Origin of the sequence: Aquitalea sp. USM4 (assembly GCF_004328945.1) — a bacterium.
GTDB lineage: Bacteria > Pseudomonadota > Gammaproteobacteria > Burkholderiales > Chromobacteriaceae > Aquitalea > Aquitalea pelogenes.
This window is the reverse complement of the sequence record NZ_CP029539.1, coordinates 2741466-2758447: the sequence shown is the minus strand read 5'-3', so window position 1 is coordinate 2758447 and position 16982 is coordinate 2741466. Positions and strand designations below refer to the sequence as shown.

The 16982-nt window shown below is 60.7% G+C and carries 15 protein-coding genes; 6 read left to right on the top strand and 9 right to left on the bottom strand.

Annotated elements, in window-relative coordinates; all coding sequences use genetic code 11:
• Nucleotides 1–2: 2 nt before the first annotated feature.
• The 3 genes from plsX to DKK66_RS12770 all read right to left on the bottom strand — a co-directional run bounded on the left by plsX (nt 3) and on the right by DKK66_RS12770 (nt 1824).
• Entirely contained in the window at nt 3–1040 is a 1038-nt protein-coding gene (gene plsX, locus DKK66_RS12780; protein WP_062789793.1) for a phosphate acyltransferase PlsX, read from the bottom strand.
• A gap of 68 nt (nt 1041–1108) precedes the next feature.
• Nucleotides 1109–1288: a 50S ribosomal protein L32 gene (rpmF, locus tag DKK66_RS12775; protein WP_045846169.1), complete on the bottom strand. Its 180-nt coding sequence runs from the start codon at nt 1286–1288 to the stop codon at nt 1109–1111.
• Nucleotides 1289–1323: 35 nt separating this feature from the next.
• On the bottom strand, nt 1324–1824 hold the full coding sequence (locus tag DKK66_RS12770; protein WP_131358637.1) for a DUF177 domain-containing protein: 501 nt from the start codon (nt 1822–1824) through the stop codon (nt 1324–1326).
• A gap of 59 nt (nt 1825–1883) precedes the next feature.
• On the opposite strand from DKK66_RS12770, the gene DKK66_RS12765 reads away from it, so the two are divergent.
• From DKK66_RS12765 to pncB, 3 genes are read left to right on the top strand one after another with little or no spacing between them, the layout of a single operon-like run.
• Nucleotides 1884–2462: a nucleoside triphosphate pyrophosphatase gene (locus DKK66_RS12765; RefSeq protein ID WP_131358634.1), complete on the top strand. Its 579-nt coding sequence runs from the start codon at nt 1884–1886 to the stop codon at nt 2460–2462.
• Nucleotides 2462–3166, top strand: coding sequence for an SAM-dependent methyltransferase (locus DKK66_RS12760; protein ID WP_131358631.1), 705 nt, complete (start codon nt 2462–2464; stop codon nt 3164–3166). Before DKK66_RS12765 ends, DKK66_RS12760 begins: the two co-directional genes overlap by 1 nt.
• 20 nt (nt 3167–3186) lie before the next feature.
• Nucleotides 3187–4404, top strand: coding sequence for a nicotinate phosphoribosyltransferase (gene pncB / locus DKK66_RS12755; RefSeq protein WP_045846278.1), 1218 nt, complete (start codon nt 3187–3189; stop codon nt 4402–4404).
• Here the strand turns inward: pncB and DKK66_RS12750 are convergent.
• Complete coding sequence (locus tag DKK66_RS12750; protein WP_131358625.1) at nt 4390–5244, bottom strand: Rossmann-like and DUF2520 domain-containing protein; 855 nt, start codon at nt 5242–5244, stop codon at nt 4390–4392. The two genes, pncB and DKK66_RS12750, sit on opposite strands and share 15 nt — an antisense overlap.
• A gap of 111 nt (nt 5245–5355) precedes the next feature.
• Here DKK66_RS12750 and DKK66_RS12745 point away from each other — a divergent pair, with 111 nt between their 5' ends.
• The 3 genes from DKK66_RS12745 (at nt 5356) to DKK66_RS12735 (ending at nt 7466) form a co-directional block, all read left to right on the top strand.
• Nucleotides 5356–5928: a LemA family protein gene (locus DKK66_RS12745; RefSeq protein ID WP_131358622.1), complete on the top strand. Its 573-nt coding sequence runs from the start codon at nt 5356–5358 to the stop codon at nt 5926–5928.
• A 3-nt stretch (nt 5929–5931) separates the two neighbouring features.
• Complete coding sequence (locus tag DKK66_RS12740) at nt 5932–6882, top strand: hypothetical protein (protein ID WP_045846163.1); 951 nt, start codon at nt 5932–5934, stop codon at nt 6880–6882.
• A gap of 125 nt (nt 6883–7007) precedes the next feature.
• The gene (locus DKK66_RS12735; RefSeq protein ID WP_052693880.1) at nt 7008–7466 is read left to right on the top strand and encodes a BLUF domain-containing protein; all 459 of its coding nucleotides are present in this window, start codon (nt 7008–7010) and stop codon (nt 7464–7466) included.
• Nucleotides 7467–7525: 59 nt separating this feature from the next.
• Here DKK66_RS12735 and DKK66_RS12730 read toward each other — a convergent pair whose 3' ends face one another.
• From DKK66_RS12730 to gcvP, 5 genes are all read right to left on the bottom strand, one after another.
• Nucleotides 7526–8803 (bottom strand): O-acetylhomoserine aminocarboxypropyltransferase/cysteine synthase family protein, encoded by a 1278-nt coding sequence (locus DKK66_RS12730; protein WP_131358619.1) that lies wholly within the window; start codon nt 8801–8803, stop codon nt 7526–7528.
• 165 nt (nt 8804–8968) lie between these two features.
• Complete coding sequence (locus tag DKK66_RS12725) at nt 8969–9646, bottom strand: TetR/AcrR family transcriptional regulator (RefSeq protein ID WP_045846161.1); 678 nt, start codon at nt 9644–9646, stop codon at nt 8969–8971.
• A gap of 204 nt (nt 9647–9850) precedes the next feature.
• Entirely contained in the window at nt 9851–11434 is a 1584-nt protein-coding gene (locus DKK66_RS12720; RefSeq protein WP_131358613.1) for an ABC transporter substrate-binding protein, read from the bottom strand.
• A gap of 106 nt (nt 11435–11540) precedes the next feature.
• Entirely contained in the window at nt 11541–13571 is a 2031-nt protein-coding gene (locus DKK66_RS12715; protein ID WP_242673492.1) for a bifunctional diguanylate cyclase/phosphodiesterase, read from the bottom strand.
• A 493-nt stretch (nt 13572–14064) separates the two neighbouring features.
• Entirely contained in the window at nt 14065–16917 is a 2853-nt protein-coding gene (gcvP, locus tag DKK66_RS12710; RefSeq protein ID WP_131358610.1) for an aminomethyl-transferring glycine dehydrogenase, read from the bottom strand.
• Between the last annotated feature and the right edge of the window lie 65 nt (nt 16918–16982).

Here is a 16982-nt window from a genome sequence, read left to right as displayed (position 1 = left end):
AATCAGTTCGCTTCCGGCTCGGCTTGCTTGAGATTGTTTAATTGGTGTGCAACCCGGTCGGTGATATGACCAATCACGTCGGAGCCGGCTTCCTCGCAAGCCTGTTCCAGCGCGAAACGGAATCCAACGGCATCGGTTCCACCGTGACTTTTCACCACGATGCCACGCAGGCCCAGCAAGCTGGCACCGTTGTAACGACGGGGGTCGACACGTTTGCGGAACTGATTGAGCACCGGCATGGCTGCCAGCGCGCACAGGCGGGTCCACCAGTTGCGGGTGAATTCCTGCCGCAGGAAAGAAGAAATCATGTGCGCCAGCCCCTCAGCCGACTTGAGCGCCACATTTCCAGTAAAACCGTCGCAGACTACCACATCTACCGTGCCTTTGTAGACGTCGTTGCCTTCGACATTACCGATGAAGTTCAGCTCGGACTGACGCAGGTATTCGCCGGCGCGCTTGACGCTGTCGTTACCCTTGATGTCTTCCGAACCGATATTGAGCAGTCCGACGCGCGGATTGGCATTGCCGGTAATGCTGGAAACCAGCTCCGAACCCATGATGCCGAACTGCATGAGTTGTTCTGGCGTGCAATCGACGTTGGCGCCCAGGTCCAGCATGCAGGTGCTGCCCTTGACGGACGGCATCATCTTGGCGATGGCCGGTCGTTCGATGCCCGGTATGGTTTTGAGGACAAAGCGTGCGGTTGCCATCAGTGCGCCGGTATTGCCGGCAGACACGGCGGCTTGCGCCTCGCCTTCCTTCACCAGATTGATTGCCACCCGCATGGACGAATCTTTCTTGTTCTTCAGGGCGAGCTGCGGCGACTCGTCCATGCCTACCACCTGGGTGGCGTGCTGGATACGGACGCGCGAACGCGCAACACCCGGATGACGGGACAATTCAGCCTCGATGGCTGCCTGGTCTCCGACAAGAATCAGATTGGTGTTGGGATGGTCTTGCAGGAATTGGATCGATGCTGGGACGGTGACCTTGAGGCCAACGTCACCGCCCATTGCATCAACCGCGACGGTGATAGTCATCAACGTGTACGGTAGTGAAACCTACCTGTTTTTATACAAACGGTAAGTATTGGGTGAGAAAGGACGAATTATTCGCCTTTGGTGGCAACAACCTTGCGACCACGGTAGAAGCCGTTCGGGCTGATGTGGTGACGCAGGTGGGTTTCACCGGTCGTCGGCTCTTTGGCCAGCGACGGAGCGGTCAGAAAATCGTGGGCACGATGCATGCCGCGCTTGGACGGGGACTTTTTGTTCTGTTGAACAGCCATGTTCGACTCCTAGGAAAATCGCGTGTATTGATAACTCAAGACTTGGAGATCTTCAACGTGGCCAGCACCGCAAACGGATTGGGCTTGTCAGCCTTGGCACGTGTCAGAGCTTCCGAACCGCATTCGTCGTGTTTCGTCGAGTGCGGCAAGCCCATGATGATTTCGTCTTCGATCATTGCCACCACATCAAGCTCTTCCGGCGCGAGAATGGCATCCAGCGTTTCGTCCAGCTCGCAGGCTTCATCCAGCTTTTCCTGCCGGGTGAACAAGGTAACCACCGAATCGGTATTCACCTCGAACGGCATCACTTCCAGGCAACGCTGGCAGCTTACCGCAACACTGGCTTTCACCTGCAGGCGCAGGGAAAGGCGGGACGAGCCATCGCGAAAACCTTCCAGGGTGTATTCCACCGTACCGGAGGTATCGGACAGGTCGCTGTGCACACGCTCGTCCAGGGTGCTGACGGGCAATTTGCCGGTCAGAACGCGGCCCTCACGGGCGAACTTGAGCGGGTCGATCAAAATCGGGTTAGACATAAACCCAGCATGATATAATCCGCCTCCCTGATTTGTCAAAATAATCAAGCAATACCACCATGCAGATCATCCTGGCTTCCACCTCCCGCTACCGGCAGGAAATCATCGCCCGCCTCGGGCTGCCCTTCACCGCCGTGCCGCCCGTCTGCGACGAAACCCCGCTGCCGGGTGAAAGTGCACTGGACACTGCCGTGCGCCTGGCACGCACCAAGGCCCAGTCGCTGGCGGCCGACTACCCGAATGCACTGATCATCGGCTCCGACCAGGTCGCCCTGCTCGATGGCCAGCAAATCGGCAAACCCGGCTCGTTTGAAAACGGCGTAGCCATGCTGCAGTGGATGAGCGGTCGCACCGTGGTGTTTCATTCGGCGTTGGCACTATACAACACCGCCAGCGGACGCTTGCAGGAAACCGTGGGCATTACCCGCGTCACCTTGCGCCAGCTGACCGAACAGCAAATCCGCAATTACCTGACGCGCGAACCGGATGCCCTGCACTGTGCCGGCAGCGCCAAGAGCGAAGGCCTGGGTGGTACGCTGCTGGAAAAAGTGGAGTCGGACGACCCGAACGCCCTGATCGGCGTACCGCTGTTCCGACTCATCAGCATGTTGAACGCCGAAGGTGTGGAGATTCTGTAATGGCCGGCACCCTGTTCCTGATTCCCGCCCCGCTGGGCGACGAAAGCATTGCCTGGCTGCCTGCCAGCGAGGCCGCCAAGGTGCTGCATATCCGCCACTTTGTGGTGGAGGCGGAAAAAACCGCGCGCAAGCACCTGAAGGCGCTGGGCGTCAGCACGCCTATCCGCGAGCTGGCGATGAGCACGCTCAACGAACACACCAAGCCAGCTGATGTTGCTGCCCTGCTCGCGCCGCTGCTGGCAGGTGAAGACGTGGGCCTGATCTCCGAAGCAGGCTGCCCGGCGGTCGCCGACCCCGGCGCACAGCTAGTGGCACTGGCGCACGAGCGCGGCATCCGCGTGGCACCGCTGATCGGCCCTTCTTCCATTTTGCTGGCGCTGATGGCCTCCGGGGCCAATGGCCAGTGCTTTGCCTTCCACGGCTACCTGCCGGTGGATGCGGCTGAAAAGGCCAAAGTGGTGAAGGAGCTGGAACAACGCTCGCGCCAGCGCAACGAAACCCAGGTGTTCATCGAAACACCCTACCGCAACAATGCGCTGCTGCAGCAATTGCGTGAGACACTGGCCCCCGCTACACGGCTGGCGGTGGCCTGCGACCTGACCTTGCCGACGGAAACCATCGTCAGCCGCCTGGTGAAGGACTGGCCGCAAGACGCGCCGGACTTCCACAAACGTCCGGCCATTTTCATCCTGCACGCTGCCTGAAAGCCCACACCATGCCCAAGCTGCCGCCGCTGATCCATTCCCTGCTGGATACCGACCTGTACAAATTCACCATGCTTCAGGCCATCCTGCATCAGTTTCCGGCAGCTTACGGGCAGTATGCCTTCCGCTGCCGTAACCAGCCGGACTACCCGCTGTCACAATTGCACAAGGAGCTGGAAGCCCAGCTGGACTGGTTGTGCCAGCTGCAGTTCACTCAGCCGGAGCTGGCCTATCTGCGCAGCTTGCGCTTCATCAAGAGTGATTTTGTCGATTATCTGGAACTGTTCCACCTGCAGCGCCGCTTCATCCGGGTGGAGTGCGATGGCGATGCGCTGAACATTCATATCGAAGGCCCGCTGGTACAGGCGATGTTCTTCGAGATTTTCGTGCTGGCCATCGTCAACGAGCTGTACTTCCGCCGTCTGGACACGCCGCAGGTACGTGAGGAAGGCCAGCGCCGGCTGGATGAGAAAATTGCCACCCTGCTGCGCTTCGAGGCGGAAGAAAGCGCCAGCCAGCGCTTTCCGCTGCTGATTTCCGACTTTGGCACCCGTCGCCGCTTCAGCCGTGAATGGCAGCAGCAAGTGGTGGAGCAGCTCAATGCCGCCCTGCCCAAGATTTTCCGTGGCACCAGCAATGTCTGGCTGGCGTGGAAGCTGGGCATCACCCCCATCGGCACCATGGCGCATGAGTTCTTCCAGGCCTTCCAGGCATTGGGCGTGCGGCTGCGTGATTTTCAGAACGCAGCCCTGGAAGCCTGGGTGCAGGAATACCGCGGCGACCTGGGCATCGCCCTCACCGACGTGGTGTGCATGGATGCCTTTCTGGCGGATTTCGACTTGTACTTTGCCAAGCTGTTCGACGGCTTGCGCCATGACAGTGGCGACCCGGTGGAGTGGGCAGACAAGGCAATTGCCCATTACCGCAAACTGCGCATCGACCCGGCCACCAAGATGCTCACCTTCAGCGACGGCCTGAGCGTGGACAAGGCACTGGAACTGCACCGCCGCTACAGCCCGCACATTCAGGTGAGCTTTGGCATTGGCACCCACTTCACCAATGACATGGGGCTGGAGCCGCTGCAAATCGTGCTGAAACTGGTGAGCTGCAATGGCCAGCCGGTGGCCAAGCTATCCGACAGCCCGGGCAAGACCATGTGCAGCGATGCCACCTTCCTTGCCTATCTGCGCCAGGTATTCAAGGTGGCAGCACCAGAAGCCGATTCAGTCGCGCAATAAGGCCAGCAGCGTCTGCCGCGCCTCCTCAGGCAGACGCGCCCCCGCCAGTGCTACCGTGCGCTCGCCCAGCACCCGATAGGCGGGCTGCAATTCCAGCGGCAATACCACCAGATGACGCGCTACCGTCGCAGCATCACCACGCACGATGGGCCCGGTCAGCGCCTGCTGCGGCCCCATGCTCAGCGCATTGGCCAGACTGCCCTGCATCAATGGCCCGAGCAAGGCGGACAATAGCACCTCATCCACACCACCCTGCCGTGCCAGCTGACGGGCGATATCGGTCAGCGTGACCAGATAATTGGACGCTACCGACAAAGCTGCGTGATAGGCCGCCTTGCCGCCCGGTGCCAGCGCAAACGGCCGTGCGCCAATGGCCGCGGCAAAGTCCTGCAACTGCGGTAGCGCTGCCGCATCGCCTTCCAGCGCGCACAAGGTAGCGGCAAATTGCGTCACTGCCCGTGCCGGGTCGGCAAAGGAAAACGCCGGATGCAGGCTGGCCACATGCGCCCCCACTGCACGCAAGGGGGCCAGTATTTCCGCCTCTGCCGCGCCGCTGGCATGAAACACCACCGCTCCGGGCTGCACCCGCCCACTATCGGCCAGCGCCTGCGCCGTGGCGGCAATGGCATCGTCCGGCACGGACAGCAAGGTCAGCGCTGCTGGCTGCACCTGTACCAACTGGCTGCATGCCCGGCCTGCGCCGATGAAATCCACCGCTGCCTGCGCCGATGCCGCGCTGCGGGCCAGACAGTCCTGTACCCGGTACTGGCCGCTTTGTGCCGCAAGGCGACCCAGCGTACGTCCCAGTTTTCCAGCTCCAATAATGTTGAGCAGCTGCATTCCCCATCCTCTTTCTTGACACTGCTGGCAGCATGTCTGACGATGCCGCTAGAATAATCCTGCTTAACAGTATTTTACCTGCCACCACGGCACCCTCGGGGAGTCCCCTCCATGAAGCTGGTGATTTTCTTTGGCGTGATCGCCATTGTCCTGCTGTATTTCATCACCCTGTACAACGCGCTGGTCAACCTCAAGCATGCCGTTGCCCGCAGCTGGGCCAATATCGACGTGCTGCTCAAGCAGCGCCATGACGAACTGCCCAAGCTGGTGGAGGTATGCAAGCAATACGCCCAGTTCGAACAGCAAACCCTCAGCCGGGTGATGGAGGCGCGCTCGGCAGTGGCCCAGTACGCCCAAAGTCGCAATATGGAAGGGCTGGGACACGAGGAAGGCAAGCTGCGCGGGCTGATCGGCCAGGTGCTGGCCGTGGCTGAAGCCTACCCGGAACTGAAGGCAGACCAGCAATTCTCTCATCTGGCCGAGCGCATCAGCCAGCTGGAAGACACCATTGCCGACCGGCGCGAGCTGTATAACGATGCCGTCAACCTCAACAATATACGCATCGAGCAATTCCCCGATGTGCTCATCGCCCGCCTGTTCAACTTCCAGCCCGCCCGCGCCTTGCAGTTCAGCGTCGCCGAAAAGCGGGATGTTGATCTGGCCCAGCTGTTCCGCCAGGGTTGAATCATGCAGCAGTGGTTGAGCTGGCAGTGGACGCGCAATGGCTGGATGGCCTTTGGCCTTTACCTGCTGCTGGGCTTTGCCGGCCTGAAACTGGGACTGCCGGTTTTTCGCCAACTGCTGCTGCCTGCCATGCTGCTCTGCGGGCTGATCGGCTGGTGGCTCAATTACCGGCGTTACCGGCTGATTGCCGACACGCCCACCGCACGCGCAGCAACAGCCGCACTGGGCCATGTGGAACTCTATGGCGTGGCCGCCAACCATGAGCGTGCCGTCAACTACAGCCCCTATTCCGGCCGCCGCTGCGTGTGGTACCGCTGCTGGCGCTATCACAATGACCGGCGCAGCGCCCTGTCCGGCCGCACGCTAGACCCGCTGACGCTGGACAGCGGCAGCCTGCTGTCCGTACCGGAGTGCAGCGATCAGTCCTTTGTGCTGCAGGATGGCAAACAGGCGGTGATCATCCACCCGGAAGGTGCCGAGGTGCAGCCGCCACACCGCGAGAGCTGGCAGGAAGGCAATGAAACGCTGGTGGAAGAATGGATAGATGAAGGCGACCCGCTCTACGTACTGGGCCAGTTGAGCAGCCACGGTGGCGTGCGACCCGACCAGCAGGCATTCCGCCAGGATGTCGGCGCAAAGCTGAGCGAATGGAAACAGGACCAGCCGGCCTTGCTGCGCCGTTTTGATCTGGACGGCAGCGGGCAGATCAGCGAACAGGAATGGCAGCTGGTACGTGCCGCTGCCGAGCGTGAGGTACGCCAGTTACACCAGCAGCTGGCCAGCACCCCGCCCACCTTGCATGTGCGCAAGCCGGATGACGGCAAGCCCTATCTGATCAACACCCTCACGCCGCAAGGCGTGGCCGTGAGTTATCGCTGGCGCGCCTGGCTGCACGCACTGGCGGCACTGCTGAGCTTCCTGCTCTGGCTGCATCTGGGCGCGGCCGGCGGCTGAAATTTGGCCACACAAGCGGGCAAGGTGCATGACAAGGCAATTCCACCTATCATGGAGCCAGCCAGGTCCGCACCATGACACCGGCCATCATCACCACAAGAGCGCTCCAGCGCCAGGAGACTGCAATGATCCGCCTGATTTATTCCAGCGCCCTTAATCCGGCCTATTCACCGCAATCCCTGCTGGGGCTGCTGGCCGGTTATCGTGCCCGCAACCAGCGCCTGGGCATCAACAGCCTGCTGTTGCTGATGAACAAGGATTTCCTGCAAATGCTGGAGGGCGAGGAAGCCGCAGTGGATGAGCTGTACGATTTCATTCAGCGCGACAAGCACCATCTGCAACTGACCCTGCTGTCACGCGAAACCGTCAGCTACCCCAGTTTTCCCGGCCAGCCACTGGTATTCATCGATACCGAAGAGCTGGCGCGCAAACTTGGCCACCCGGTGCACCTGAGCAATATCGCCCCGCATGGCGAGCTGGACCACGCCGAGCGCGCCAAGCGCTTTGTGCAGGAGTTCATCAACGGCAAGTGGCATCACCACCTGGCCAACGGCCTGAACCCGCAGGTGGTGCATCGCCGCTAGTTCCACCACATTGAAAAAGGCTGCCATCCGGCAGCCTTTATTGCATCAACAAAGCACCTTTACAGGGCCGCTGCCTTCAGCGCCTGATCCACATCAGCCAGAATGTCGTCGATGTGCTCGATGCCGATGGACAGGCGAATCAGCTCCGGTCGCACCCCGGCCTTGAGCTGCTCTTCCGGCGACAGCTGGCGGTGGGTGGTGGAAGCGGGGTGGCAAGCCAGGCTCTTGGCATCGCCGATATTCACCAGACGGGTCACCAGTTGCAGTGCATCGATGAAGCGGCCACCGGCCTCGATGCCACCCTTGATGCCGAAGGACAGGATGCCCGAAGCACGACCGCCCATGTATTTGTCCACCAGCGCCTTGCTGGGGCTGGAAGGCAGGGCGGCGTATTCCACCCACTCCACCGCCGGATGGGCTTGCAGGCGCTCGGCCACCTTCAGCGCATTGTCGCAAATACGGTCCAGGCGCAAGGCCAGGGTTTCGATGCCTTGCAGGATCAGGAAGGCATTGAACGGCGAAATGGCGGCGCCCATATTGCGCAGCGGCACCACGCGGGCACGGGCGATATAGGCCGCCGGGCCAAGTGCCTCGACGTAATTCACGCCGTGGTAGCTGACATCCGGCGTATTCAGGCGCACAAAGCGTTCTTTATGCTCGCCCCAGGGGAATTTGCCGGAGTCGACAATGATGCCGCCGATGCTGGTGCCGTGGCCGCCCAGGTATTTGGTGAGGCTGTGCACCACGATATCCGCGCCATGCTCGAAGGGGCGGCACAGGTACGGCGAGGGCACGGTATTGTCGACAATCAGCGGCAGGCCATGCTTGTGCGCTTCCTGGGCAAAGGCGGCAAAGTCCACCACATTGCCCAGCGGGTTGCCCACCGACTCGCAGAACACCGCCTTGGTCTTGTCATCCACCAGCTTGCTGATGGAGGCCGGGTCCTTGTAGTCGATAAAGCGCACTTCGATGCCCAGTTGCGGGAAGGTGTGGGCAAACAGGTTATAAGTACCGCCATACAGCGTGCTGGTGGCAATGATGTTGTCACCAGCCTCCGCGATAGTCTGGATGGCATAGCTGATGGCCGCCATGCCGGATGCCACCGCCAGTGCACCAATGCCACCTTCCAGCGCAGCTACGCGCTTTTCCAGCACATCGGTGGTGGGGTTCATGATGCGGGTATAGATATTACCCTGCACTTTCAGGTCGAACAGGTCCGCACCGTGCTGGGTGCTGTCAAAAGCATAGCTGGTGGTCTGATACAGCGGCACCGCCACCGCCTTGGTGGTCGGGTCCGGGCTGTAGCCGCCGTGCACGGCCAGGGTTTCCAGTTTCATCTTCTTCTCTCCTGTGGCTTTACGCCTGTTGCATATCGGCCTAACCATACCGTCAGCAGGGGAAGAAGCCAAGCCGGATTTCCTGCAAAGCTTATGAAAATTCCGGCACAAAATGACAAATGGCCAGTCAGCGACTGGCCATGCAATGCGGCAATGAAAGATGGCTTATACCGCCGGCAGCGCACCATGTACCGGTGCCATGCCGGCCAGCACGCGCTCGAAAGGCTGGCGGAAACGGCTGGACACATAAGGTGCCAGGAAATACAGCAGGCTCAGGCAACCCTCGCGCGCCACGGTCTGTGCTTCCTGTGGACATTTGGCAATGTCAGGACGGGCAATCCAGCCGGTTTGCAACAACTGGAAATTACGCGCGAGAAAACCGATCTGCACGTCGTCACCTTCCAGCATGCCCTGATCGCGCAGCTTGAAAAACAGCTTTTCCACACCACGGCTGATCAGCCCGGCTTCGATCTTGCTGTAGCTTTCCTGCAAGGACTGGTTAACCGAAAACAGGCTGGAAATGCTTTGCGGAATGAAACGGAAGGTCCACAAATGGCGCAATACCTTCTCCAGCAGGGACACCAGCCCTTCCACCGAGGCAGTCACACTCAGCTCGCCCGCGGCATTGAGATAATCGGCCATACCCTTGGAGTAGCGCCGGTACAGCTCGTTGATGATGTCTTCCTTGCAGGCAAAGTGGTAGTACAGATTGCCGGTGCTGATATTCAGATAGCGCGCAATGTGATTGGTGGTGACGCTGCGCTCGCCCTGCTGGTTGAACAGCTGCAGGCTGGCTTCGACAATGCGGTCAAAGGTTGGACTTTTGCTTTCTTTACGGCTCATGGCAGGTTCTTCCCGGTGCGCGGAACCCCGGGACAGACTGTTCCCGGCACCCGCTGCGTCTGTGATCGACAAACACCGGCACATGATACCGCAAGCAGTCCCGACCGGCACGGCGATTGCCATGACCGGCCCGTTGACGATGCAAAAAGGCAGCACAAGGCTGCCTTTTTGCATCGGGATTAACGGCTTTGCCGGCTTGAGTGCTTACTGCACATTCACCGTGGCAAAGTTGACGCGGCCAAAGGGGTTGGCGGCGTAGCCGCTCACTTCCTTGCGCTCCAGCACATAGGCCGTGGGGTGGGCCAGCGGCAGCCACAAGGCCTGATCGCTGATCAGCTTTTGCGCCTGCAGGTACAGCTTGCTGCGCTGGGCAAAGTCGCTGGTTTTCTTGCCGTCGCTAATCAGCTTGTCCAGTTTCGGGTCGCAATAGCGGGCAAAGTTGGTGCCGGACTGCACGGCGGCGCAGGAGAACTGCGGAGTGAGGAAATTGTCCGGGTCGCCATTATCCCCGGCCCAGCCCATGAACAGCAGGTCGTGCTCGCCCGCCTTGCCGCGCTTGATCAGCTCGCCCCACTCGATCACCTTGATCTGCGCACGAATGCCTACCTTGGCCAGATCAGCCTGCAACAGCTCGGCGCCGGCCTTGGGGTTGGGGTTGAGCGTGCTGCCGCTGGGGCGTACCCACAGCGTGGTGTCAAAGCCGTTGGGGTAGCCAGCCTGGGCCAGCAGCTTTTTTGCGCGTGTCAGGTCTTGCGGATACGGCTTCACGCTCTTGTTATAGCTCCAGGTATTGGGCGGATACGGCAGCGTGGCGGCTGTAGCCGTGCCATCAAACACGGTTTTCAGATAGGTGCTCTTGTCAAAGGCCAGATTCACTGCCTGGCGCACCAGCGCATTGTCAAAAGGCTTGTGCTGGCTGTTGATGGCGACAAAGGCGGTCATGAAGGCCGGTGTGGACAGTACGCGAATCTTGCTGTCGCCCTGCACCGCCAGCACGTCTTGCGGTTTTGCTGACAAGGCCAGCTGGCACTCCCCTGCCTTCAGCTTTTGTACCCGCACGGTGGCATCCGGCGTGATGGCGTAGATCAGTGCCGACACCTTGGGTTTGCCCCCCCAGTAAGCCGGGTTGGGCTGATAACGCACCACGCTGTCCTTCTGGAAGCTGCGGAACACGAAGGGACCGGTGCCGATGGGCTTGCTGTTGAGCTCGGCCTGTTTGCCGGCAGCCTGCAACTGGGCGGCGTATTCGGCCGAGTAAATGGAGGCAAAGCCCATGCTCAGCGTGGACAGGAAAGTGGATTCCGGATAGTTCAGCTCAAAGCGCACGGTGTTGTCGTCCACCTTGCTGACCGACTTGATCAGCTTGGGCAGCTGCATGGACTGGGCATGCGGGTAGCCATTGGCCGCAGTCTTGTACCAGGGGTGGTCCGGGTTGAGCATGCGCTCGAAGCTGAATACCACGTCGTCGGCATTGAGCTTGCGGCTGGGCTTGAAGTAATCGGTGCTGTGGAAGGCCACGCCCGGACGCAGCTTGAAAGTGTAGCTGAGGCCATCGGCGCTGACCTGCCAGCTGCTGGCCAGGCCAGGCTGCAATTTGTGAGCGGACGCATCGTATTCCACCAGCCGGTTCATCAGCACATCGGCCGAGGCATTGGTGGTCACCAGCGAGTTGTACTGCACCACGTCAAAGCCTTCCGGATTGGCATCGGTACAGACAGTCAGGGGTTTGGCCGCCAGCGCCAGCGGGCTGGCCAGCATCAGGGCTGGTAACAGGGTGCGTAGGTTCATCTTGGTCTCCGTGCGGGGGAAGGCCGTCATCATGCGGGGCCCCGGCTGGACATCAGCTTAAGGGAAGATGCGGCAAATTTGAATGACGCATTCCCGCTAAGCTTATTCAGACTGCGCTTGGTGGCGGCTCTTCGCCATGCTCCAGCAATTCGTTGAAGTGGCGCAATGACAGCGGGCGACTGCACAGATAGCCCTGATATTGCTGGCAGCCTTGTTCGCGCAGCCAGTCCAGCTGGGCATGGGTTTCCACTCCTTCGGCCACCATGGCCAGCTTGAGGATGCGGCACAGGCTGGTGATCAGCTCCGGAATGGCCGAGCGTTGCGGCAGGCCGGAAATGAAGGAGCGATCAATCTTCAGGGTGTTGAGCGGATAGTTTTGCAGATACGCGAGGTTGGAATAGCCGGTACCGAAATCGTCGATGGCAATGGCAAAACCCATGGCCTGCAAGGCGGCCAGCGTGTTCATGGTGTGCGGGTCGTGCGCCAGCAGCAGGGACTCGGTGATTTCCAGCTCGATACTGGCGGCCGGGCAGCCGCTTTGCTGCAAAATCTGTTGCAGGGTGGCCGGCAGTTCCGGGTCGGCAAACTGGCTGGCGGACAGGTTGACCGATACCTGCAAGTCCCTGCCCTGTCGATGCCAGTTCGCCAGCTGGGAGGCCACCTGTGCCAGGATTTGCCGGTCCAGTTCGCGGATCAGGCCGCTTTCCTCACTGGCGGGAATGAAGCTGTCAGGAAACAACAGGCCGCGTTCCGGATGTCGCCAGCGGGCCAGCGCTTCAGCCCCGACAATGCGGCCACTGAAGCAATCCACCCGTGGCTGGTAGAAGGCTTCGAATTCGCCATTTTCCAGGCCGCGGCGGATTTCGTACTCCAGCGCCAAGCGCGATCGGGCACGCGCATCCATGGATTCGTCGTAAAACTGGACGCCATTGCGCCCGGCTTCCTTGGCGCTGTACATGGCCAGGTCGGCATGGCGCATATGGCTTTGCACATCCTCGGCCCCGTCGGCGCACAGGCTGATGCCCACCGAGGCGGTCAGCTGTACTTCCTGCCCGTGCAGCCACAAGGGGCGAGCCAGGCTTTCCACGATGGCTGCCGCCAGGCTGGCAGCCAGCTCCTTGACCTGTGGAGCGCACAGCAGCAACAGGAATTCGTCGCCACCCTGCCTGGCCAGTTGCTGGCCGGCACAGAGCAGTTGTTTCAGGCGCTCGCTCATCTGCACCAGCAGCAAGTCGCCAAAGCCGTGGCCCAGGCTGTCATTGATGTTCTTGAAGCGGTCCAGGTCGATGCACAACAAGGCCACTTCCAGATTTTGCGCACGGGCCTGCTGCAACAAGACCGGGTAATGCTGCTGGACGAAATTGCGATTGGGCAGCCCGGTGAGGATATCGTGCATGGCCAGATAGCTGGCGCGCGCCTCGGCCTCTTTCAGCTCGCTGACATCCATTTCGCTGACCAGCACTGCAGGCTGGCCGGATGCCGCATCGCGGCAATGGCGTGCCGACACCTCATGCCAGCGCTCACCCTGCCGGGTCAGCACCCTGGCCACCAACCTGCCCTTGCCATGTGCCTGCAGCTGTTGTTGCAACGAGGCCAGATCGGCCGGGTCGACAAAACGCGTCTGCCAGCACTCTGCCGGGTCCAGCACCTGCTCACGTGCACTGGGATTGCGATACAGCGCCTGGCCATCGGCCTGATACAGGGTGATGAATACCGGCGAATGCAACAGGGCTTCCGCACTGCGCAGGGTGTCCGGGTCGGCCTGCAATTCACCCAGCGCTTCGCACAGCATCAGCATGCGTCCCTGATGGCGTATTCCGCTGAACATCACCTTCAGGCTGCGCGGATGACCGTTGGGATAGAGCGTCCAGGTTTCGGAAAACATCATGTCATGGCTGATGAAGTCGCTCTGGTACTGCTGCAAACGGCGCGCCACGGAGTCGGACATGTCCTGCCCCATGTCTCGGCTGCACAATTCATCCAGGCTGGCAGCCTCCCACACCTGCAAGGCAGGAGGGTTGGCCCAGTACACGCGCCGGGCTTCAATATCGAATACCCATACCGGATGGCGCAGCCTGTCGAGCAAGGCAAAGCGCGCCATGCTTTCCTCGGTAAACGGTACTCCATCATGCGGCATATCGCGTTCCAACCTGCTCTTGCATCCTGAATGGTGAAGCCATGACAACAAGCATTTCGTCATGTGCAATGAATAAGAGAGTCATTCTAGCAATCATCCAGCCTTTTTAAACTATAAACTTAAAATAAATCTCACTTCTTTAATACCTGCCCATATTTTAAGCAACAGGTGGTTAACGCCTACCCACCATGACGGGTGGACAAGCAGTCAGCTGACGCCAGCAAAATAAAAAAGCCCCCGTAAAACGGGGGCTTACAGATGATTTCCACCTCATCTCGCTTTCTGATAAAGAAGGCGAGGCTCCCTTGCAGGGCAAGGGCGGGGGGATTGGGAATAGACAGGAAGGCTGCGGAAGCGATAACTCAATCGAAAGGCCCGGCTTTGCCGGGCCCTGGAAAATCGTACCAAATGACCTTGCCTGCAGCCTGAAAGCCCCCGTAAAAACGGGGGCTTATGGCGGTGGGACCCAGACAGGCCCCACGCATGGGCTGGCTTACAGATAGCTGTCGGTGCTGGGGCAGCTGCACACCAGGTTGCGGTCGCCGTATACGTCATCGATACGGTTCACGCTTGGCCAGAACTTGTTTTCCAGCACATAAGGCAGCGGAAACAGGCCGGTTTCGCGGCTGTACGGACGGTCCCAGTCGCCAGCGATGTCAGCCTTGCTGTGCGGTGCATTGCGCAGCGGGTTGTTGTCCGCCGGCCATGTGCCTTTCTGCACCTGGTCGATTTCCTGACGGATGGCGGTCATGGCGGCAATGAAGCGGTCCAGTTCGGCCTTGGGTTCGGACTCGGTCGGCTCGATCATCAGCGTGCCCGGTACCGGGAAGCTCATGGTCGGAGCGTGGAAGCCGTAGTCCATCAGGCGCTTGGCCACGTCCACCTCGGTCACGCCACTGGCAGCCTTGAGAGGGCGCAGGTCGATGATGCACTCGTGCGCCACACGGCCATTGGCACCGGTATACAGCACCGGGAAGTGTTCACCCAGTTTCTTGGCCATGTAGTTGGCGGACAAGAGTGCGTTTTCGGTGGCGGCCTTCATGCCCTCGGCACCCATCATGCGGATATACATGAAGGAGATGGGCAGGATGGAAGCCGAGCCGAACGGCGCAGCGGACACCGCAGTCTGACCGGCAACCGCACCCGGCACGTCAGCCACCACGTGGTTGGCCATGAACGGGGCCAGATGGGCTTTCAGGCCGATGGGGCCCATGCCCGGGCCGCCACCGCCGTGCGGGATGCAGAAGGTCTTGTGCAGGTTCATGTGCGACACGTCGGCACCGATGTCCGCCGGACGGCACAGGCCCACCTGGGCGTTCAGGTTGGCACCGTCCATGTACACCTGACCACCATGACTGTGGATGATGTCGCAGATCTCGCGGATCGGCTGTTCGAACACGCCGTGAGTGGACGGATAGGTAATCATCAGCGCCGCCAGGTTGGCCGAATGCTGCTCGGCCTTGGCCTTGAGGTCGGCCACGTCGACGTTGCCGGATTCGTCACACTTCACCACCACTACCTGCATGTTCATCATCTGCGCGGTGGCCGGGTTGGTACCGTGGGCCGATTGCGGAATCAGGCAGATATTGCGCTGCGCTTCGCCACGCGCTTCGTGGTAACGGCTGATGGCCAGCAGGCCGGCGTACTCGCCCTGCGCGCCGGAGTTGGGCTGCATGGAGATGGCGTCAAAACCGGTGATGGCTTTCAGCTGGGTTTGCAGGTCGTCGATCAGCTGCAGGTAACCGGCAGCCTGATCACGCGGGGCAAACGGGTGCATATTGGCGAATTCCGGCCAGGTGATGGGAATCATCTCGCTGGTGGCATTCAGCTTCATGGTGCAGCTGCCCAGCGAAATCATCGAGTGATTCATCGCCAGGTCGCGGTTTTCCAGCTTCTTCAGGTAGCGCAGCATCTCGTGCTCGCTGTGGTGAGTGTTGAACACCGGGTGGGTGAAGAAGGCGGATTCGCGCTTGAGGCCGGCCGGGATGGCATCGGCAGCGGCGGCATCCAGCGCGGCGATGTCGGCATCCTTGCCGGTAAACAGCTGGATCAGCGTGGCCAGATCAGCCTCGGTAGCCGCTTCGTGGAAGGCCACGCCCAGCACGGTGGCGGACACGCGACGCAGGTTGTAACCGGCAGCCAGGGCAGCGGCGTAGATGGTGTCGGCATTGGCCGCTTCCACCTGTACGGTGTCGTAGAAGCGGTCGAATACCAGCTTGCCACCGGCACTCTTCACCGCATGGGCGAAGATGGCGGCCAGACGGTGGATGCGGCTGGCAATGCGCTTGACGCCTTCCGCACCGTGGTACACCGCGTACATGCCGGCGATATTGGCCAGCAGTACCTGGCTGGTACAGATATTGGAGTTGGCCTTTTCGCGGCGGATGTGCTGCTCGCGGGTTTGCAGCGCCATGCGCAGCGCGGTCTTGCCCTTGGCATCGACCGACACACCGATGATACGGCCAGGTGCCGAGCGCTTCATTTCATCCTTGAAGGCAAAGTAAGCAGCGTGCGGGCCACCGTAGCCCATCGGCACGCCAAAGCGCTGGGTGTTACCGATGGCCACGTCGGCACCCATTTCGGCCGGGGACTTCAGTGCCACCAGCGCCATGATGTCGGCAGCCACCACGGCCACACCACCCTTGGCCTTGACGGCGGCAATGTAGGGCGTCAGGTCGATCAGGTCGCCCGCTTCGCCCGGATACTGGAACAGCGCACCAAAGTAGTCACCATTGCCAGCCTCTTCCGGGTGGCCGGAAACCAGCTCGAAACCGAAGTACTTGGCACGGGTTTTCATCACGTCCAGGGTTTGCGGCAGCACGCGGCTGTCGACAAAGAACTGCGCGGACTTGCTCTTGGATACACGGCGCGCCATGGCCATGGCTTCGGCGGCGGCGGTGGCTTCGTCCAGCAGCGAGGCATTGGCCATTTCCAGACCGGTCAGGTCCATCACCATTTGCTGGTAGTTGAGCAGCGCTTCCAGACGACCCTGGGCGATTTCAGCCTGATACGGGGTGTAAGCGGTGTACCAGCCCGGGTTTTCCAGCACATTGCGCAGGATGACGGTGGGGGTCAGCACCGGGTAGTAACCCAGGCCGATGAAAGACTTGTTGACGATGTTGCGGCTGGCCACCTCTTTCAGCGCGGCCAGGGCTTCGGCTTCCGGCACCGGGGACGGCAGGTCCAGCGCACGGTTCAGGCGGATGTCGGCCGGCAGGGTCTGGGCAACCAGATCGTCCAGCGAGGCGGCACCGATTGCGGCCAGCATTTCGCTGCGTTCGGCATCAGAGGGGCCGATATGGCGGGCAATGAATTCGCTACGGTTAAACAGGGAAGCAAGAGTCATGGTGGGTGTCCGGTAATGAAGAGCTGTGCCAGAGAATCCATTCAAGATCTTGTGAGCTAGAGCGA